This window comes from Acidimicrobiia bacterium, from assembly GCA_041676705.1.
In the GTDB taxonomy this organism is placed as follows: domain Bacteria; phylum Actinomycetota; class Acidimicrobiia; order Acidimicrobiales; family SKKL01; genus Actinomarinicola.
Genome location: JBAYRL010000002.1, coordinates 398309 through 417996, shown reverse-complemented (window position 1 = coordinate 417996; position 19688 = coordinate 398309). Strand labels below are relative to the sequence as shown.

15 protein-coding genes are annotated in these 19688 nt (G+C 54.8%); 12 read left to right on the top strand and 3 right to left on the bottom strand.

The window, feature by feature from the left end; genetic code table 11:
* Positions 1-106: 106 nt before the first annotated feature.
* Positions 107-1876 carry a sodium:proton antiporter gene (locus tag WC184_05445; GenBank protein ID MFA7477321.1) on the top strand — a complete coding sequence of 590 codons (1770 nt, stop codon included), beginning with the start codon at positions 107-109 and terminating at the stop codon, positions 1874-1876.
* Positions 1877-1954: 78 nt separating this feature from the next.
* On the opposite strand, the gene WC184_05440 is transcribed toward WC184_05445, so the two are convergent.
* The gene (locus tag WC184_05440; protein MFA7477320.1) at positions 1955-2716 is read right to left on the bottom strand and encodes a phosphoglyceromutase; all 762 of its coding nucleotides are present in this window, start codon (positions 2714-2716) and stop codon (positions 1955-1957) included.
* A gap of 444 nt (positions 2717-3160) precedes the next feature.
* On the opposite strand from WC184_05440, the gene dnaK reads away from it, so the two are divergent.
* From dnaK to WC184_05420, 4 genes are all read left to right on the top strand, one after another.
* The gene (gene dnaK, locus WC184_05435; GenBank protein ID MFA7477319.1) at positions 3161-5017 is read left to right on the top strand and encodes a molecular chaperone DnaK; all 1857 of its coding nucleotides are present in this window, start codon (positions 3161-3163) and stop codon (positions 5015-5017) included.
* Complete coding sequence (locus WC184_05430; protein MFA7477318.1) at positions 5014-5718, top strand: nucleotide exchange factor GrpE; 705 nt, start codon at positions 5014-5016, stop codon at positions 5716-5718. Before dnaK ends, WC184_05430 begins: the two co-directional genes overlap by 4 nt.
* Before the next feature lie 105 nt (positions 5719-5823).
* Positions 5824-7008: a molecular chaperone DnaJ gene (gene dnaJ / locus WC184_05425; protein MFA7477317.1), complete on the top strand. Its 1185-nt coding sequence runs from the start codon at positions 5824-5826 to the stop codon at positions 7006-7008.
* A 4-nt stretch (positions 7009-7012) separates the two neighbouring features.
* Positions 7013-7411, top strand: a complete 399-nt coding sequence (locus WC184_05420; protein ID MFA7477316.1) for a helix-turn-helix transcriptional regulator — start codon at positions 7013-7015, stop codon at positions 7409-7411.
* A 62-nt stretch (positions 7412-7473) separates the two neighbouring features.
* On the opposite strand, the gene WC184_05415 is transcribed toward WC184_05420, so the two are convergent.
* Positions 7474-8430: a hypothetical protein gene (locus WC184_05415; GenBank protein ID MFA7477315.1), complete on the bottom strand. Its 957-nt coding sequence runs from the start codon at positions 8428-8430 to the stop codon at positions 7474-7476.
* Positions 8431-8446: 16 nt separating this feature from the next.
* Complete coding sequence (locus WC184_05410) at positions 8447-8944, bottom strand: ImmA/IrrE family metallo-endopeptidase (GenBank protein MFA7477314.1); 498 nt, start codon at positions 8942-8944, stop codon at positions 8447-8449.
* Between the two features lie 284 nt (positions 8945-9228).
* Here WC184_05410 and WC184_05405 point away from each other — a divergent pair, with 284 nt between their 5' ends.
* The 7 genes from WC184_05405 to WC184_05375 all read left to right on the top strand — a co-directional run bounded on the left by WC184_05405 (position 9229) and on the right by WC184_05375 (position 19662).
* Positions 9229-10005, top strand: a complete 777-nt coding sequence (locus WC184_05405; protein ID MFA7477313.1) for a helix-turn-helix transcriptional regulator — start codon at positions 9229-9231, stop codon at positions 10003-10005.
* Between the two features lie 121 nt (positions 10006-10126).
* Positions 10127-10540 carry a PaaI family thioesterase gene (locus WC184_05400; protein MFA7477312.1) on the top strand — a complete coding sequence of 138 codons (414 nt, stop codon included), beginning with the start codon at positions 10127-10129 and terminating at the stop codon, positions 10538-10540.
* A gap of 221 nt (positions 10541-10761) precedes the next feature.
* Entirely contained in the window at positions 10762-13245 is a 2484-nt protein-coding gene (locus WC184_05395) for an AAA family ATPase (GenBank protein ID MFA7477311.1), read from the top strand.
* Between the two features lie 412 nt (positions 13246-13657).
* Positions 13658-15487, top strand: coding sequence for an LPXTG cell wall anchor domain-containing protein (locus WC184_05390; protein ID MFA7477310.1), 1830 nt, complete (start codon positions 13658-13660; stop codon positions 15485-15487).
* A gap of 503 nt (positions 15488-15990) precedes the next feature.
* Entirely contained in the window at positions 15991-17727 is a 1737-nt protein-coding gene (locus tag WC184_05385) for an LPXTG cell wall anchor domain-containing protein (protein MFA7477309.1), read from the top strand.
* A gap of 303 nt (positions 17728-18030) precedes the next feature.
* Positions 18031-19404 carry an LPXTG cell wall anchor domain-containing protein gene (locus tag WC184_05380; GenBank protein ID MFA7477308.1) on the top strand — a complete coding sequence of 458 codons (1374 nt, stop codon included), beginning with the start codon at positions 18031-18033 and terminating at the stop codon, positions 19402-19404.
* 135 nt (positions 19405-19539) lie between these two features.
* Positions 19540-19662 (top strand): hypothetical protein, encoded by a 123-nt coding sequence (locus WC184_05375; protein ID MFA7477307.1) that lies wholly within the window; start codon positions 19540-19542, stop codon positions 19660-19662.
* Positions 19663-19688 lie beyond the last annotated feature (26 nt).

Sequence of the window (19688 nt, the reverse complement as noted above, 5' to 3'; positions counted from 1 at the left end):
AAGTATGACAGATTCCCTGGTGGTTTATATGTCATCAACTCACCAACTCGGTGGCAATTGGGCCTAGCCTCGTTGGTTCGATATCCGCTTTGAAACGGGGATAGGTGTGGACAACCCCACCGTGTTAATAGCAATGGTCTTGGCGTTGGGCATTGTGGCCCAATGGGTAGCAACCCAGCTCAAGGTGCCTTCGATCTTGCTTTTGTTGGCGGTTGGGCTGGCGGCTGGCCCTGGTTTCGGCCTTATTGACCCCGATGATTTGTTAGGCGACCTTCTCTTTCCCGTTGTTTCTATGGGTGTCGGTCTGCTGCTTTTCGAGGGCGGCCTGGGTTTACACAAGAGCGAGTTTGGTCGCTGGCGCAAAGTGCTGGTGCGCCTGTTAAGCGTTGGTGTGCTTATAACCGGGTTGGTAGGGGCGGCGGCTGCTTATTATGTGGGCGGTCTGCCAGCGCGGGTGGCGGCGGTGTTCGGTGCTCTCATGACAGTCACCGGCCCTACCGTAATTATCCCTCTCTTGCGCCAGGCAAGGCTGCGGCCGCGATTGGCACGGGTGCTTCGTTGGGAAGGCATCACTATTGACGCCGTAGGCGCCACCTTGGGTGTGGTGGTGTTGGAAGTGGTGGCGGTGGAGGGCGAAGGTCCGTTTCAAATAGCGGCCGAAGTGGCTTCCACGGCGGTGATAGGCACAGCCATAGGTTTTATTATGGCAGTGGTGGTTACTAGAGCGTTGGCCCATCATTGGGTGCCCGATCACATTCAAAATGGTTTGATCCTGGCCGCGGTTTTCGTGGCGTTCGCGGTTTCGAACGAACTGCGTAGCGAAGCGGGCTTGTTTGCCACCACTGTTATGGGCATCACCATGGCTAATCAGCGGCGTGCTCCGGTACGTCACGTGGTTGAGTTCCAAGAAAACCTGAGCGTGATGTTAATCGGCAGTATTTTTGTGTTGCTTGGGGCTCGGGTGGAAGCCGACAGCTTGCGTGACAATCTGTTACCGGCCCTCGGTGTGTTGGCGGTGTTGGTGTTGGTTGCTCGCCCATTAGCGGTGGCGGTGTCCACTTGGCGGTCCAATCTCAGCCGGAACGAGCGCATGTATTTAGGAGCGTTGGCACCAAGGGGAATTGTGGCGGCCTCAGTTTCGGCGTTGTTTGCACTGCGCCTCGAAGCAAACGGAGTGGAAGGTGGTGCCGATTTGGCGGCCTTTACCTTTGTGGTGGTGGCTGGCTCGGTGGTGATATATGGGCTTTTAGCTCGCCCTGTGTCGCGTTGGTTGCATGTGGCGGTGCCCGACCCCACCGGGGTGGCCCTCATTGGTGCGCCCGCATGGGCGGTGTCATTAGGTGTTTGTTTATCGAACGTTGATGTGGCAGTGCTGGTGGTTTCTACCGACGAGGAAGAAATTGAGGCTGCCCGCCGGGCCGATTTGTTGGTTTATAACGGTAGGTTGGCGCATCGTGATTTGGTGGAAACCACCGAGGCGTTGGGGGTTGGTTTGGCGCTTGCGGTTTCTGGTCGTGAGGAACTGAACCAGTTTGGTGCTGAACGGTTCATGGCGCTGATTGGACGGTCGAACGTGTATAGCCTGCCGTTATCGTCAGAAGAACGTGACGAAGCCCATGGCGGTGCTGGAGGCCAAGAAGTGCGGCTGTTTGGTGCTGGGCTTACCAACACCGATTTAGCGTCGCTGTTGGAATCAGGGGCCGAAATGGTCACTATCGCACGCAGCGACCTGCGTTCGCCTAAACATGGGTTTTGGCCCATCATCTCCACCAAAGGGGGCACCGCCAGTGTGATCAACGGTGGGGTTGACGAAGCGGCGGAATGGGTTATCGGCCTCCAAGCACCTATTACTGCCGACGAGGTGCGGGTGAGCTAACCCGCCGATTGCGGGTTCGGTTGAGCTAGCCCGCCGATTGAGGTTCGGGTTGCCTAATTTTCAGCCAAGGCAGGCTATTTAGGCTCCGGTTTGGGCGGCGACGGCTTTAGCGGCGGCCAACGCGGCTTCGGTGTCGCCTACGTAGCGTTCGGCGAAGTTGGAAACCGGGTTGGCTTCCATGGCGTCGTTCAGTTTGTAGAGCACGGGTATGCCGGTAGGGATGTTCAACTCGGTGATTTCTTCATCCGAAATTCCATCGAGATGTTTCACCAGCGCTCGCAAGCTGTTGCCGTGTGCCGCAACTAGTACGGTCTTGCCGGATTGCAGGTCGGGCACAATGCCGTCGTACCACCAGGGCAACATGCGCACAATGACATCGGCCAAGCATTCGGCTCGCGGCAATATGTCAGCCGGTAGGTAGGCGTAGCGGGCATCGGCTTTGGGGTAATAAGGACTATCGAGATCGACTGGCGGTGGTGGAGTGTCGAAGCTGCGTCGCCAGATGTGCACCTGTTCCGCGCCGTATTTCTCAACGGTTTCTTTCTTATCGAGACCGGTCAAGGCACCGTAGTGGCGTTCGTTTAGCCGCCATGAGCGTCGCACTGGAATCCAAGCTCGGTCCATCGCCGCTAGTGCCAAGTTGGCGGTGCGGATGGCTCGAGTTTGCAAGGAAGTGTGGACAACATCAGGGTAAAGGCCCGCTTCGGCCAAGGTCGGTCCAGCGGCACGAGCTTCCGTTTCACCTAGAGCAGTTAGGTCGACGTCGTGCCATCCGGTGAAAAGGTTTGAGGCGTTCCACTCACTTTGGCCGTGACGCAAGAGAATCAGTGTGTGCGACATGCCAACACAGTAGTAAATAGCCGCTATGGCCATGACAACCGCCATCGAGAGTTATCACACAACACCCGCCGTCGCGAGGCATTGCGATTGTTTGGTCAGTCGGTGGTGCACTCCTCGGCGAGAGTTACTTCGCTCAAGTGAGGGCCCGCCTCATGGATAGTGATCCGCTCGTCAAGGTTCGGTTGGTGCCTGCCGCCAATCCGTTCCGCAGCGCCGTTAAAAGTACGAGCGCTTGTACATGGCAGCGTCGCGGCTAAGCCATGTTTTGTGGGGCGGCTGGTGGGGTAAACACTTAGAATTGAGGTAGTGGGAGGGGTGCGTTTTGGCGCGCCTGCAACCCGCTAAAACCTCATCAATAAAATCTAAAATGAAAGGTTGTCAATACCGCACTCAACTTTTATGATGGTAACAGTTCAAGTTGTCTAACACGTAGAGGTAACACACATGTCAAAGGCCGTCGGTATCGACCTCGGCACCACTAACTCGGTCGTCAGTGTCTTAGAAGCTGGCGAGCCAGTGGTCATCCCTAACTCCGAAGGCAGTCGTACTAGCCCTTCGGTTGTTGCATTCTCCAAAAACGGCGAAGTGCTGGTCGGCGAAGTAGCCAAGCGCCAAGCCATTACCAACCCCGAGCGCACCATTCGTTCGGTGAAGCGCCACATGGGTACTAACTGGACCATCGACATCGACGGTAAGGCCTATACCCCACAAGAAATCTCAGCTCGTACTTTGCAGAAGCTAAAGCGCGACGCCGAGGCCTACCTGGGCGACACCGTCACCCAGGCCGTTATCACCGTGCCAGCCTATTTCGATGATGCCCAGCGCACCGCTACCAAAGAAGCGGGCCAAATCGCAGGTCTCGAAGTGCTTCGTATTATTAACGAGCCCACCGCAGCCGCGTTGGCTTATGGCCTCGATAAAGAAGGCACCGACCAAACCATCCTAGTTTTCGACTTGGGCGGCGGTACTTTCGACGTTTCCGTGCTGGAAATTGGCGACGGCGTGTTCGAAGTTAAGTCCACCCATGGCGATACCAGCCTGGGCGGCGACGATTGGGATCAACGCATTATCGACTGGCTAACCACTTCGTTTAAGGGTGATCATGGGGTCGATCTTTCCAATGATGCTATGGCCGTGCAGCGCTTGAAAGAAGCAGCTGAGAAAGCCAAGATCGAACTTTCGCAGGTTCAACAAACCCAAATCAACCTGCCTTTCATTACCGCTACCGACGCTGGTCCACTTCACCTCGACTACCAGTTGAGCCGGGCCAAGTTCCAAGAACTAACCGCCGATCTACTTGATCGTTGCCGGGTACCTTTCGAACAAGCCATTAAAGATGCTGGTTTGGAAAAGGGTCAGATTGACCACGTGATTTTGGTGGGTGGTTCTACCCGTATGCCCGCCGTTTCCGATTTGGTCACCGATATGACCGGGAAAGAAGCCAACAAGTCGGTTAACCCCGACGAAGTGGTCGCGGTTGGTGCTGCTGTTCAAGCTGGTGTGTTGAAGGGTGACGTTAAAGACGTTCTGCTCCTTGATGTGACCCCGTTGTCGCTTGGTATTGAAACCAAGGGTGGCGTGATGACCAAACTGATCGAGCGCAACACCACTATTCCCACTCGCCGCACCGAGGTGTTCACCACGGCTGAAGATATGCAGCCTTCGGTGGAAATCCATGTGCTCCAAGGCGAGCGCGAGATGGCGCAGTTCAACAAAACTTTGGGCAAGTTCCAACTGGTTGATCTGCCTCCAGCTCCCCGTGGTGTGCCTCAAATTGAGGTCACGTTCGACATTGACGCCAACGGTATTGTGCATGTGTCGGCTAAAGACCGTGCCACTAATAAGGAACAGTCGATGACCATCACCGGTCAGTCGTCGCTTGACAAAGACGCCATTAACCAAATGGTGAAAGATGCCGAGGCACACGCCGAGGAAGACCGCAAGCGCCGTGATGAGGTTGAGGTGCGTAACAACGCCGACACCTTGGTTTACCAAACCGAAAAGGTGTTGCGTGAACAGGGCGACAAGGTTGAAGGTGACGAAAAAGCCAAGGTTGAAGCCAGTTTGGCTGAGCTGAAAGAAGCTCTGGCGGGCTCCGATCTTGATGCCATTCGTACCGGCACCGAAGCTCTGATGACTGCCAGCCAAAGCTTTACCCAGCGTTTGTATGAACAAGCGGCTGCCGACCAGTCAGCTGGCGAAGCAGGCGGTGGTACTGGTGCTGGCGATGCTCCATCGGATGACGATGTGGTTGATGCTGAGATCATCGACGCCGAGGTGGTTGATGAGGAGGAGGCGTGAGTAACGCCGACCCGAATGACCGCCCGGTAGGCGACCAAAGCGAAGCGCAAGAGCCAAACTCGGGGGCGGCTAACCCTGCCTCCGGTGGCCCCGGTGCTTCCGGCCCTAGCCCGGGCCCTGGTGGTGGTAGTGGTGCTGGCTCTCGTGCTGCGGGCAGCGGCGGTTCAGGTGGAATCGCTCCTCCAGGTGGCCAAGCGGGCGCAGCGGGCGGTGATGCCGATTCTGGTGATGAGGGTGGCATTCCCGATGATTTGGAAACCCTTACCGCTAACACCCTTGACCAGCTAGAAGCTGTGGTGGCTGAACGTGACACTTATCTCGATCGGCTACAACGACTGCAAGCCGATTTCGAGAACTACAAGAAACGTGTTGCACGCGACAGCCAACTAGCGGTTGACAACGCTACCGGTCGCATGGCCGAGGCGTTGGTGCCAGTGCTCGATTCTTGTGATGCTGGCGTGGCGCATGGCTCTACCGAGGTGGTGCCGGTGCTGAACGCTCTCTTGGGTGCGCTGGCGGCACAGGGTTTAGAGCGTGTCGATCCGTTGAATGAACCGTTCGATCCGAACTTGCATGAAGCCGTGATGTTTGAAGCGGCCGATGGTGATGAGGGCGAGCATCTGGTGGTTGAAGTCATGCGCCCTGGTTATGTGTGGAAAGGCCAAGTGCTACGTGCAGCCATGGTGAAGGTGAAGGGCTAAGCGAAGGTGGAGGGCTAATTACCCTGGCTACCTGCGCTAATAGATGAGGTATTGAAGGCCTCTGGTGAAGCAACGTCAAAGTAACGAAGAAATGGAGGAGGTGTAGTGGCAGCTCAGCGAGAATGGTTTGAAAAGGACTATTACCAGGTCCTTGGCGTGTCGGACACGGCAACGCAGAAAGAAATAACGTCGGCCTATCGGAAGCTGGCTCGCCAACTACACCCCGACGCTAACCCCGATGACGCCACGGCGGAAGAGCGTTTCAAAGAGGTATCGGCCGCTTATGATGTGGTGGGCGATGCCGAGAAACGCAAAGAATACGACGAGGTTCGTCGGTTGGGGCCCATGGGCGCTGCGGGTGGTCCGGGTGGCTTTGGCGGCTTTGCGCCAGGTGGTGCCAATTTTGGTGATGGCACCACAGGGTTCACCTTCACCACCGATGATTTAGGCAACCTTTTGGGTGGGCTGTTTAACCGTGGCCGTGGTGGTCGCGGTGGGCCCACAGCGCCTGGTGGAACCGCTGGTGGCGGTGTTCGCCAAGGGGTTAAAGGTGCCGACATTGAAGCCGAGTTGCATCTCGATTTTACCGAAGCCGTGGGTGGGGTTACCACCGAAGTGAACCTGGTTTCTGACGTTCGTTGTGAAACCTGTTCCGGTTCGGGCTCTAAACCTGGCACTAGCCCTAAAATCTGTTCTCGCTGTGGCGGTAAAGGCAGCTTGGATGACAACCAAGGTTTCTTCTCGTTCAGCCAACCTTGCCCAGCTTGTGGTGGGCGCGGCACGGTAATTGAAGAGGCCTGCCCCACTTGTCATGGCAGCGGTACCGAGCGGAAATCACGTGCCGTTAAGGTTCGTATTCCGGCTGGGGTTGATGATGGGCAGCGTATTCGTTTAGCTGGCCGGGGTGGCCCTGGTCGCAACGGTGGTCCGGCTGGAGATCTGTTCGTAACGGTTCGGGTCGAACCACACGCAATCTTTGGCCGTAGTGGCAAAAACCTAACTTTGGTAGCACCAATTACCTACCCCGAAGCTGTTTTAGGGGCCAACATCAAGGTGCCGACCCTGGGCGGTTCACCGGTCACTTTGAAGGTGCCTGCTGGTACTCCCTCAGGGCGAACATTTCGGGTGAAAGGCCGGGGTGTGGTGCCAACTAAGGGCACCAAGGGTGATTTGTTGGTGACGGTTGAAGTGGCGGTACCGAAGAAGCTGAGCGATGAAGAACGCACTGCTATTAAGGCTTTGGCCGATGTTCAATCCGATGAATCTCCTCGTGCTCATTTAGGAGTGTGAAGTGATGGCACAGCATGAATCTAAATATTCAGACCGGGCCGTCTATGTAATTTCTGTGGCGGCCGAGCTGGCCGGTGTTCATCCACAAACTTTGCGTATTTATGAACGTAAAGGTTTGGTAGAGCCGGCCCGCACCGACGGTGGTAATCGCCGCTATAGCGATGCTGATGTGCGGTTGTTGCGCCGCATTCAAGCGCTCACCAACGACGGGTTAAACCTAGAAGGGGTGAAGCGGGTGCTCGAAATGGAAGCCGAAATGGACCGTTTGCGGGCCGAGTTGGTGGCGTTGCAACGCCAAGCGGAAGAGGCGGTGGAAGCTGCGCATCGGCAGTATCGGCGTGATTTAGTGCCGGTGAGCCAAGCGGTAGTGCTGTACGACCCTCGCCGTCGTCGCCGCCGCTAGCACGTAAACGGCCCCGAATAAGGCGCCCGGCACACAGCCACAACAAGGCGTAGGACACGTCTTTAGAGATCTGGAATCTGACCCTGTGTGTCTCGAATCTCATTCAACCGGTGAACCTCTTGCTCAACCGCATCATGGTGAACCTGGAGGTGAGCCTTGTTAGAACCAGGTAGGTAGAGCTTCGTGGGCCATCTCTTATCGGCACAAAGTGCAGTGGCTAGTTCACAAACTTGCGATAGTTGCACAGGTGCTAGGCCCTGTATTTGGTCGAGAATGTTGTCGCCGCTCCGTTGGAGCGCGACATCGAGCCAAAAAAGTGGATAACCACCGCCATGGTCAAAACCTCGTAGCTCTACCTCACCGTCAAAATAGATTTGGGTCTCACTTTCGGCCTCGGCAATAAGCCAAGCAGCTTCTAAACTGAGTACAAATTTGCGGGCCGATGCATATTGAACAATGCGAAAGCCAAGGTCCATTCCTGGACCAATGAAATCCAGCCAAAGAGCTTTTGATGAGTCGCCTTTCCCAATTGCATCGATTAGCGACCGGTTGTTCTCTTCAGGTGCCTTGTCGGGGTCGAACCACGCTGGAGTTAACGATGAAGGGGTCGACATGACAGCGATAGCTCGGTCGGGTAGCGGAAAGGTTGCCACCCAAGCGCCACCTTTTAACGCTAACTGATTTTTGCCACTTACAACCTCGTTAGACCAATGTGCAAGTGCCGCAACGAAACTCTTAATGGCTACTGCGGCGTGTGCTTCTTCTTTGATCAAACACGAAAAGACGAGCTCATCGCCTAGGGCCTTCCACAGTTCGATGGGATCAGGAATAACAGAGCTAGCCGATTGATCTGGACCCGATGTCTCAATGAGTTTTTCGGCTAGCAAGCTTGGAAATTGTTGGTAGAAGCCGAGCGTTGTGTTCAGCCAACCCTCGGGATCGCGTTGTTTGAACGCGGTCGAACCCACCAGGTCGGCCGAAAGGAATAGCCGCGAGGTCCCAGTATCGTGATCTTGCATGTTTCGGTTTTTATTTTTAAACGTTGAGAACTTGACGCCGTACATCTGCGGCGGATTTTGAAACCTGAAATTGCCGTACGACAGCATCAAGTCTTGCGTCATGGGTGAGGTGTCGATGCTCATACCAAAAATCGCGGAATGCTTTTTCTGGCATTAGGAGCGCACCTGCGAAAGCGTTGGCTTCGGTTTCTTGCCGCGATTGTCCATAGCGGCGATAGGCCTTTGTTTCCTCGGCATGAGGGTAGTGCAGGACGAGGTGGCCAAGCTCGTGGGCAATCGTGAAACGATCACGTCGGTACGAAGTGTTGATAGGAAGAAAAACCGTAAATGAGCCGTCATCCTTTATGCGAAGCGACTCGGGATCGGCTTCTTCGGTGTAACGAACCTCAATGGAACCTCTGAGGCGGTGCAGCAAGTCTTCCACTTTGATGGGTGGTTCAAACTGTCGACCGAAGTGTTTGGCCAGCAGTTCCTGTGCTTTTTCTTCAATCTGGCTGATGGTTAAATTCTGCATTTCCCCAGTCCTTAACAATGCAGGTTGCACCAAGATTATCGGGCTAACGATTGAGGCCGTAAGACAAGTTTCGATAGCTGGTTAGCCAAGCATTCTATCGACTTAGAGCCAGTGCTATTAAGTGTATATCAAAGATAGCTACTAGCTGTGACACTTTGTTACGCCGGATACGTTAGGTGTTTTAACAAGCCGAGCTTGTGAAGTGCTCAATTGGTCTATGTGCCCAAGAAGCAGAAGCAAAGCGGGCGCTGGGGACCAAACGGGCTTTTAGAACGATGAAGGTGATGAAGATCAGCACTACACCGGTTGGCGAGCTTCTACGGGCTTGGAGGACTAGACGACAGTTAAGTCAGCTCCAGTTGGCGGTCCGTGCCAACGTGTCAACCCGCCATCTGAGCTACTTGGAGACGGGGCGGTCAAAGCCAACGCTCACGATGATTGAGCGTCTCGCAGACCACTTAGAGATTCCACTTCGAGAGCGTAACCAGTTAATGCTTGCGGCAGGTCTTGCACCGATTTATCCCGAGCGCGGGCTCGACGCCCCAGAGTTGCTGGCGGTGAGTAAGGCACTGCAGTCGCTGATGGAAGCCCACACGCCGTTTCCCGCTCTCATCCTCGACCGGTGGTGGAATATTGTCGATCGCAACGCCGCGACTGATTTCCTGCTCGATGGCTGCGCTACCTATCTCCTTGAGTCTCCACTTAACGCATTGCGGCTGACCTTGCACCCCGACGGCCTAGCTCCTCGTATCGCGAACCTTGGCCAGTGGCGGGCGCATCTACTTTCCCAGGTGCAGAGCAGGTCTGAACGTGATGGAGACCCCCGGCTGCGTGATCTTGTAGCGGAAGTTTCCTCCTACCCAGGTGAAGACGTTGGGCGACCGGTGCTAACCGACGTCGTTCTACCGCTCGAAATCACCGTCGGTGGCGCAGAGCTACGATTTTTTAGTGTCTCCGCCATGGTTGAATCAGCACTGGATGTCACCGTAGACGAGTTGCGAATCGAGGCGTTCTACCCAGCCGATGAGTTCACGAGAAACTCTATTATCGTGATGTCATGAGGGATAGGGCCTTGATAATTTTGAGAGCATGACCTGGGAGGTTATCGACAGGCGCTGATGAAGAGACCACGCTGGATCGCCAAGAAGCCAGTCGTCTCAAACTTTGAGGAGTGAGTCCAACATGCACCCGCTTGCACAGCACTGGATCGAGAATGTCGTTCTCCAATCACCCGTAGCGCGGGCCCTGGGCATTTCGGTACGATCGGCAGAAGTAGATCAAGTTACGCTGACGATGCCGTTTTCTGAAGAACTGACCACTATTCCCAACGTGCTGCATGGGGGCGTCATCGCTACTTTGATCGACATTGTGGGTGCTGCCGCCTCGGCATCTGGCATCTCGCCCGATGATGAAGCCTCCGGAGGTGCGACGGCAAACCTCGCAGTGAACTACCTAGTCTCAGCACAAACCGACCTCACGGCGGCAGGCAAGGTTGTGCACCGGACTCGTTCGGCGACGCTCACTGAAGTGCACGTTACAGATGCCAACGAGAATCTTGTGGCAACCGGACAGGTGAACAGCCGCATTTTTCGATAACGCAACGGAAACAAGCCACCGCTGCTGCCAACCCGGCGCCTACGGCTGCCGCAAGATGAACCGACCCAGCTCGCCTTGGCATGAAACTGCAACAAAAACTGTTGAATGAATTAGAAGCGCTTGGCAGAAACCTGCGAGCCAGGCGGGTGCGGCATTGTTAATTGAATCGTGTTCTTCGAGTTTGTTTTCTAGGTTAATTTTTAGAAGAAAGTGTGATGTCAATGGCTCTTGATCCCAATCATTGGACCTTAAAAACCCAAGAGGCAGTTAACGCGGCTATTAGTGCCGCCCGAGATAATTCGAACCCCGAAGTTACCCCCGACCATTTGGTGGCGGCCCTGCTGGGTCAAGAAGAAGGCGTCGTCCTTCCGATTCTGCAAAAGCTGGGGGTCACCCCGCTTAGCTTGCGGAATAAAACCAACGACGCCATCGACAAACTGCCAAAGGCCTATGGTTCAGAAGCCAGGGCGTCACGAGATTTCACCCGCACCCTTGATGAGGCCGACAAGGCTCGGGCCGAGCTGGGTGATGAATACATCTCTACCGAACACCTACTGCTAGCGCTAGCCGACCATCTCCAGATCAACCGTGAAGACCTGTTGGTGGCCTTGCGTGAGGTGCGGGGTAGCCACCGGGTCACCAGCCAGAACCCAGAAGACCAGTATCAGGCCCTAGAAAAATATGGCCGCGATCTCACCGAAGCCGCTCGGGCGGGCAAGCTCGACCCGGTTATTGGTCGTGATGAAGAGATCCGCCGCACCATTCAGGTGCTTAGCCGTCGCACCAAAAACAACCCGGTTCTTATCGGTGAGCCTGGTGTGGGTAAAACCGCCATTGTGGAGGGCCTAGCGGGCCGTATTGCCGAGGGTGATGTGCCCGAGAGCTTAAAGAACAAGCGACTTATCTCGCTCGACCTTTCTTCTATGGTGGCCGGTGCCAAATATCGGGGTGAGTTTGAAGAGCGCTTAAAGGCGGTCTTGAAGGAAATTACCGATGCTGAGGGCGAAGTGATTACCTTTATCGACGAGCTGCACACCATTGTGGGTGCCGGGGCTGCCGAAGGCGCCATGGATGCGGGCAACATGATTAAACCCATGCTGGCCCGTGGCGAGCTGCGCATGATTGGCGCTACCACGCTCGACGAGTTTCGTGAACATATTGAAAAAGACCCGGCCCTTGAACGTCGTTTCCAACAGGTTTTTGTGGGTGAACCCACTGTGGAAGATTCCATTGGCATTCTGCGCGGCTTAAAAGAGCGTTACGAGGTTCACCACGGGGTACGGATTCAAGACGCGGCGCTCGTGGCGGCGGGCGTGTTGTCTGATCGCTATATAACTGGGCGGTTCTTGCCCGATAAAGCTATCGACTTGGTGGATGAGGCGGCTTCTAAGCTGCGGATCGAGATCGACTCGATGCCCACCGAGATAGATGTGGTCGAGCGACGCATCCGCCAACTCGAAATTGAGCGGGTAGCGCTGGCTAAAGAAACCGATGCCGCTTCGGCAGAGCGTCTAAGTGCTCTTGATGCCGAGCTTGCGGAACTGCGCGAGCAAAAGTCGGGCATGGTGGCGCATTGGCAGGCCGAAAAAGACGCCATTTCTCGGATTCAAGAGTTGAAGTCAACCCTGGAATCCAAACGAGTTGAGCTTGAACGTGAAGATGACTTAGAGCGTGCCGCTGAAATTCGATATGGGCAGCTGCCGGCGCTTGAGCGTGAGGTGGAAGAAGCCACCGAGGCGTTGGCGGTGTTGCAGGCCGATGAGAAGATGCTGAAAGAAGAGGTCGACGAGGAAGACATTGCCGAGGTGGTGTCGAAGTGGACTGGGGTGCCGGTTTCTCGTTTGATGGAAGGCGAGATGGCCAAACTGGTTCGTCTTGAAGAGGTACTAGGAGAACGGGTTATTGGCCAAGAAGCCGCCGTTGGTGTGGTGGCGAATGCTATTCGTCGTAGCCGGGCCGGGCTTTCCGACCCTGATCGGCCAATTGGTTCGTTCCTGTTCTTGGGCCCCACTGGAGTGGGTAAAACCGAGTTGGCCCGTTCGTTGGCTGATTTCCTCTTTGATGATGAGCGGGCCATGGTGCGCATCGACATGTCGGAGTACATGGAGAAGCATTCGGTTAGTCGCCTAATTGGTGCCCCTCCGGGTTATGTGGGTTACGACGAAGGTGGCCAGCTAACCGAAGCGGTGCGGCGCAGGCCCTATGCGGTGGTGTTGCTGGATGAAATTGAGAAGGCGCACGCCGATGTATTCAACGTGTTGTTGCAACTGTTGGATGATGGGCGACTAACCGATGGTCAGGGCCGCACGGTGAATTTCACCAACGTGGTGCTTATCATGACCTCGAACCTGCCTGGCGATCCGCGTGATTTCTTTAAGCCCGAGTTCATCAACCGGGTGGACGACATTGTGCGTTTCCGTGCCCTAGACGAAGACGATCTGCGCCGGATTATTGATATTCAGCTAGATCGGTTGCGGGTGCGTTTGGCTGAGCGCCGTATAACGCTGGTGGTTAGTAGTGAAGCGTCAGCACATTTGGCAGCGCTTGGTTATGATCCGGCTTTTGGGGCTCGGCCATTGAAGCGGGTTATCCAGCGTGAGTTGGGCGATGCTTTGGCGCTGATGATTCTCGATGGCCAGGTGGCCGATGGTGCCACAGTGAAGGTGAGTGTTGTCGATGGCGAGCTGCACATTTCAGGGGCTTGAACTACTTTTCAGCGAGCTTCTGGGTTGAATTAAAAGAGTAATTATCACTGTGAGTGGCCAACGGGTAAACCTCTGGCCACTCTAGGTGGTTGTAGCTTAAACCCGCTTCTACCTGGGCATTTGTAAAGAAATAGGGCTGAATTTACCGTCTTGTTGGTGGTTCAGCCGTATAAGTCATTCGGCCTAATATTGGTTCGGGCTATGGCTTTTACCACTCTGAGTGGTTAACTTGTGTTGTGTCAGTCACAGCCCTTTGGGTGTTTTGGCTGGCAGGGGAGTGTTGATCCACAGGCTGCTAACTGGTCGCTTGAGCTTGTGGGGAGCGAGAGCGAACCCGGCCCCGACGTTAAGCCGGGTGCTGTGGGATTTGGTATCCGGTGACATTTTGTAAGTCACGTCTAGGAGACCATTTATGGGTACGAACCCCAAGTCTCGACCGGATGCCGGTCGAGGCAAGATATTAAGCACCGCCCTGCTGGCCCTGGCGCTGCTTGCAAGCCTTGTAACCTTCTCACCCTTAGCCGATGCTGGTGCCCGAGGCGGACACGAAGGCAGTGGTGGCAAGAACGAGTGCTCGGTTCAAGTTGAGCAACGCATGTACAAGCGCCCTACGACCGTAACCCAACATCAATATGAGAAGTGGGTTAAGGGAGTGTTCCAAGAAAAGAGCGGTTGGTGGTGGACCACTTACGACACGTTCGATTGGGAGGATTACCCCGGCGCTGGCCCAGTCTGGGGTCAACCCAGCCCTTCCGAAGGATCACACAACGCAGTGCTGGAAGAATGGGAAACTGGGTCTTGGTGGGATAAGACGTACTACCGGAAGATAACTACCGAATATAAGTATGTTGCCACCGGAGTTACTCGTGAGGTGGACGGCCCACCCGAAACGACCGGTTACCGGAGTACACCGCCAGACGGTGACGGGTGGCAGCCCTTTGGTAATGCAAAGACCGTGAATGAGCCGATCGACTGCCCCACCGCGTCGGCTACACCTGCCACCTGTGACGCTCCCGGTGTGATCACCAAGTCTGTATCGGACTACTACACCTGGCATGAGACCGTAGAGAACGGGAAAACAAAGGTCACGGCGACGCCCGCTGCGAATGTAACCTTTGGGAATAATGTTCAGAGAACCTGGACGTTCAGTATTGCGAAGTTGACTGGCAAGCAGTGTAAGACCCCGGTGGTTCCCGTAACTCCTACAGTCAACCCGGCTACCTGTGACGATCCAGCATCGTTGAACCTCCCACAGACTCCCGGTATCAACTACACCACCTCAAAACAGAATGGTTGGACCACGGTAACGGCCTCTTTGCAAGATAGTTACAAGTGGGGCTCGGACATTCCTAGTGGGTGGAATAAGAAAGGTCGCAGCTACATCTGGAAGACCGAACTTGATCCCAAGGATTCGGGCCAGGAATGCGCCGAAAAGCCTGAGGACACCACTCGCACTGATGTGATTGAGACCCTCTCATGCGATGCTGAAAAGTGGACGATTGTAACGACCTCGTACGAGACGCCGTTCGTCTGGAGTGACGCGGAAGGCAAGTATGTCCCTGGCGAAGAAGTCCCGGTTGGCGAGCCAGTGACGACATATCGTGAAGCAACCTACGAGGAGCTCGTTGAAGGCGGGTGCACATATCTGGTGCAACCATCTAAGACCTGGGACTTTGGTGAAGGAAACAGCGTACCGTCTGATGGCGAAGCCCGGATTACCATCACGGCCGGAGAGCTTTCCAAGACGTGGCGGTTTAACACGCAAGGAGAAATGCTCGGCGACGAGGATACCAAGGCTCCGCTTGAAGTGCCTATGGGCACTGACTATGAGGTAAGCGAAACTTTCACTAACCCAAGCGGCTGGTCTTGTGAAATGGTTGAAATGCCTGTTGTTCCACGGGCAGCCAACGTCATTGAAGATGTGGACGTTCACAACCGTTGCACCATTGTGACAATCCCCACCATTCCAGAGCAGCCCACCACGTCAACGGTTCCGCCCACCACCTCAACCACTGAAGAGGTTGGCGGCATTGATGAAGAGCCAACCACCACCACCGAGGCACCAACCACTACCGAGCCTGAAGTGCTCGACACAGTGGTAACGCCTACCACGGTTGCGAAGCAGACCTTGCCAAAGACTGGTTCTAACACCTCAACCGTGTTGAGCCTGGCTGGTGCATTGCTTACCGCCGGAGCTGCCTTCGTGTTGTTTGGTCGCCGCCGTTTCAACGCCAGCAACTAAACAAGTTGACTGCTTAATATCAACAAAATTGAATAGTTAGCACTTAGTGCGGGGCTCACATGGGCCCCGCACTTTTGTTTGCTGAAGCATGAGCGATCTGCCGGCGTTGGTGTTTTGCTGGACGGTCAATCGAGAGATGTAACCACTCTGCGTGGTGATATTCGGTAATGATGGTTGCTCTTGGTGGCACTTGAGCGTAAGTGGTTAGCTCTAGACGGCCTGGCAAAGGCAGATTTATAGGTTTCAAGCGGAGAGCCGAGTAGTCCTTTAGGCTCATCGGTGTTTTGTCTATAGACATTCTCACTGTGAGTGGTTAATGTTGTACGTGGTAATCGGATCGCGTTTGTGTTGATTTGATTACCGGGGAGCATCGACGCACAGACTGCTAATTGGTCGCTTAGGTCTGTGTCGAGCTAGAGCGAACCCGGCCCCGACGTTAAGCCGGGTGCTGTGGGATTTGGTATCCGGTGACAAAAGAGAGTCACGTCAAGGAGACCGACCAAATGGGAATTAGTCCCAAGCCGAAGCCAGATGCGGGCCGAGGCAAGATATTAAGCACCGCCCTGCTGGCCCTGGCGCTGCTTGCAAGCCTTGTAACCTTCTCACCTTTCGCCGAAGCTTACACAGGTGGTGGCGGCCAAGGAAACGGAAAGAATAATCCGGGCAACAACATCACCATTTGCCACAACAACAATGCAAATTCATGGACCACTAATTCACCCAACGCAAATGGAATTGTTAACGGCCACGATAGCCACCGAAACGACATTATTCCTTCGTTCGAATATCAGTCTGGTCAGCAGACGAAAACATATAAAGGGAAGAATTTAGGTAAGGTCTTTACTGGCCCGAATGGGGAATCAGCTACTGGAGCTGAAATTCTAGCTAACGGCTGCAAGCTTCCTGCGCCTAATCCTCCCGGACCGAAGGTGACGCATTCGGAATGGGTTGATGGTGACCTAGATTGTGAGGGTCAGGTTGTACACCAGACGCGCACCATGACCACGACCCCGTACAAGTGGGTCAACCACCCGAATCATAAAACGTGGGTGTTGGATCACAAGAATGCCACAACGGAAACAGAAAACGGCACTCGTGAATTAACAAGTGAAGAACAAGTGTCTTGTACGCCTGATCCCGTCGTAGAGTTCATCACTGTTGCTTGGCGGCTTCCAGACAACTACGCAGACGGACATGGAACCCGTGAACCGAATGCCAACTGGGATTCGATCTGGGCCGGCGGTCAAGCGTTTGTCACCAGTCAAGTAACTACGCCGGATTACCTCCTGGACGTTCTGGATAGCAATGAAGCTGTTCTAGAGGTGTTGGCTGAGTGCGGTGCTCTTCAGATTGATATCTACCGTTACACTACTCAAGCCGATAAGAATGCGGTTGCTGCTCTTTGGGAGGATGGCAAGCTCACGAACGACGGATCTCCGGAAGACTCAGGTTTGCATCCGGTAACCGGGCTGAACCAGGGCTGGAAGTTCCTCTGGACCGCTGAAGATTGTGAAGACGAACCCGAACCAGAGCCAGAAACTTGGTCTTTGGAAGTATCCAAAGACATTCCGAATGTTTCAGGCGTAGAGCTACCCAGCTCGGAGGAGCCTCGTTTTACGGTTTCAATCTCATGCGAGGTTGAAGACGGTGTTCCATATATCGCCACTCAAACCTTTGATGTGGGTCAGCGCGCCTTCTTCGACAATATTCCCGAAGGAGCAAGCCCCTGCACGGTAACGGAAACGACTCCGTCTGACTCGCTGTTGCCTGCTGGGTACCGGTGGAGCAGTCCTAGCTACACTGTCGATGCGCAAAATCCAAATCAGTCATCGGCGGTTGTTGGCAAGGACGATGAGACATACTGCTTGCATCCAGTAAGTGGTGATGGGGTGATCGTTCCCTTTGCAGGTGGAATCGCGGATCGGTGCGTAGTTGTAACCAACACCTTTGGTGAGATTCCACCACCTACGCCGACCATTCCAGAGCAGCCCACCAGCACCACCTCGACCACTGAAGAGGTTGGTGGCATTGATGAAGAGCCAACCACCACTACCGAGGCACCAACCACCACCGAGCCTGAAGTGCTCGACACAGTGGTAACGCCTACCACGGTTGCCAAGCAGACCTTGCCCAAGACTGGTTCTAACACCTCAACCGTGTTGAGCCTGGCTGGTGTGCTGATGACTGCTGGAGCTGCCTTCGTGTTGTTTGGCCGCCGTCGTTTCAACGCTGGCAACTAAATAGCAGCACTAGGCACTTCTGAATTACACAACTAAATAAGCAGTACTAACGGAGGGCTCTCATGGGGCTCTCCGTTTGATTTTTCGTCCAATATGACAAAAACCTATCGACGCGACATGAAATCGTAATGTATTCTTGAAACGCCACCCGTTTCAGGGTGACTGGGGATGCATAGATCCGCAGGCCACTAACTGGTCGCCTGAACCTGCGGGGAGCGAAGACGAACCCGGCCCCAAACCATGCCGGGTGCCGCGCCTATGGGTGTCCGGTGACAATTGAATAGTCACACTTAGGAGCCCACCATGGCTAATACTCCTATTCCTAAGCCCAATGGAGGCAGAGGAAAACCCATAAGCGCCTTGTTATTGACCTTGGCGATGTTGGCAGCATTCGTTGGTTTCGCGCCCTTCGCTAGTGCCCATCACGCCGAGGTTTCTGCTACTGCGGCATGCCCAGTTAACGGCAACTACACGGTTACCTACACCGCCAAATCATGGGATCTAAGTTCCGGGTCGGCGCAGCTCAAATACTCAAGTGATTCGGGTAAGTCGGGCAAGGTGCAGGTGCAATACCGGATTGGTAATGGTTCGTGGCAGAACCTTCCCGATGGAGAATTCACTAGTGACAATGGCCGCCAATTCACCGGAACTTTCAGCGTGCCTGCGGGTGTCAACGCCACTGTTCAGGTGCGAGACCAGGGTTATTGGAGCAACGGAGTCAAAGCCGACGGCAACTGGCGCAAAGCAACTGTTACCCCCAAGACGGGCTGTACTGAAACCGTAACGCCCACCACACCAACCGTTTCACGAACCGGTGAATGCGAAGCTAAGGATCAGGTAACCGTGCCCGAGAGCACGAACCAAATCACCTACACCTCGTCCACCAAAAATGGTGTGGTTACTGTGGTTGCTAAAGCGAACAATGGCTTCGTGTTTCCATCCACCGTGCCCACAGAAATGGCCTCACAAGGATGGGCGAAAGGTGAGGGCGGCAAGTGGGTTTTCACCTATCAGCTAGGTCGAAACGAACCGTGCCCGAAGACCAGAATGGTAATACCCGAAAAATATTGGGATTTCGGGGATATCCCTGAAGGTGCCATTCCAGCTGATGGCTCCGCCACTGTGACCATCACGGTAAGCGAGGGTGAAACCACCTACACCAAGTCGTGGACGTTCGACACCAGCGGTAATTTTGTTGGCGACAGCACACCCTTGGAAATGCCAGAGTCCGTGGAGATCGACTTTGATGATGTGGGTGAAACCTTCATCAACCCCGACGGTTGGAGCTGCTCACGCAGTGAGCTTATGCCGGTGTCCGGCAACTATCACGGTGGTAACAACCGCCCAACCGAAGTGGTGCCAGTGCGCAACGTGTGTACCCGTCGACCACCGGTAACAATTCCACCACCAGTAACCGTGCCACCCACCACTAGTTCCACAACCACATCGTCAACCACCTCCACCACTGAAGAAGTGGGTGGAATTGACGAAACGCCCAGCACTTCAACAACTGAGGAAGTGCTCGACACCGTCGTTACTCCAACCACCGTTGCTCAACGGCGTTTGCCCCGAACAGGTACCAACTCAACGACGGCGTTGAGCCTGGCCGGAGCGCTAGTAACGGCCGGTGCCGCATTCGTATTGTTCAGCCGGAGGCGTTTCCACACTGACCACTAATTGTGACAGCTGTATTGGTTGTTTCGGTCTCGGTGCTTGCCAGGCCAGAAACAATGAGCACGGCCACAATTAACTGCTAGATGCGAAGTACCTGGTGGGGAGCTAAATTTGGCTCCCCACCATACTTTTTGCAACATGTTAGAAGACTTCGAAACCACTCTTAGTGGTTGGCGTGGCGCATTTCACGCGCTCAGTGTGGCCGGCGCTATTTGGCCTGCAAGCTGGGCTTATGCCGAAATTGGTCGTTCTCAGGTGTGAAGAAGCCCGAATTTAGGCATAGTCCG

Excerpts from the sequence above, each read along its gene's own strand:
- WC184_05380 (MFA7477308.1), top strand. The coding sequence starts at position 18,031 with ATGGCTAATACTCCTATTCCTAAGCCCAATGGAGGCAGAGGAAAACCC.
- WC184_05375 (MFA7477307.1), top strand. The coding sequence starts at position 19,540 with ATGTTAGAAGACTTCGAAACCACTCTTAGTGGTTGGCGTGGCGCATTT.
- WC184_05390 (MFA7477310.1), top strand. The coding sequence starts at position 13,658 with ATGGGTACGAACCCCAAGTCTCGACCGGATGCCGGTCGAGGCAAGATA.
- WC184_05385 (MFA7477309.1), top strand. The coding sequence starts at position 15,991 with ATGGGAATTAGTCCCAAGCCGAAGCCAGATGCGGGCCGAGGCAAGATA.
- WC184_05410 (MFA7477314.1), bottom strand. The coding sequence starts at position 8,944 with ATGCAGAATTTAACCATCAGCCAGATTGAAGAAAAAGCACAGGAACTG.
- WC184_05420 (MFA7477316.1), top strand. The coding sequence starts at position 7,013 with ATGGCACAGCATGAATCTAAATATTCAGACCGGGCCGTCTATGTAATT.
- WC184_05415 (MFA7477315.1), bottom strand. The coding sequence starts at position 8,430 with ATGCAAGATCACGATACTGGGACCTCGCGGCTATTCCTTTCGGCCGAC.
- WC184_05395 (MFA7477311.1), top strand. The coding sequence starts at position 10,762 with ATGGCTCTTGATCCCAATCATTGGACCTTAAAAACCCAAGAGGCAGTT.
- WC184_05405 (MFA7477313.1), top strand. The coding sequence starts at position 9,229 with ATGAAGATCAGCACTACACCGGTTGGCGAGCTTCTACGGGCTTGGAGG.
- dnaK (MFA7477319.1), top strand. The coding sequence starts at position 3,161 with ATGTCAAAGGCCGTCGGTATCGACCTCGGCACCACTAACTCGGTCGTC.
- WC184_05440 (MFA7477320.1), bottom strand. The coding sequence starts at position 2,716 with ATGTCGCACACACTGATTCTCTTGCGTCACGGCCAAAGTGAGTGGAAC.
- WC184_05400 (MFA7477312.1), top strand. The coding sequence starts at position 10,127 with ATGCACCCGCTTGCACAGCACTGGATCGAGAATGTCGTTCTCCAATCA.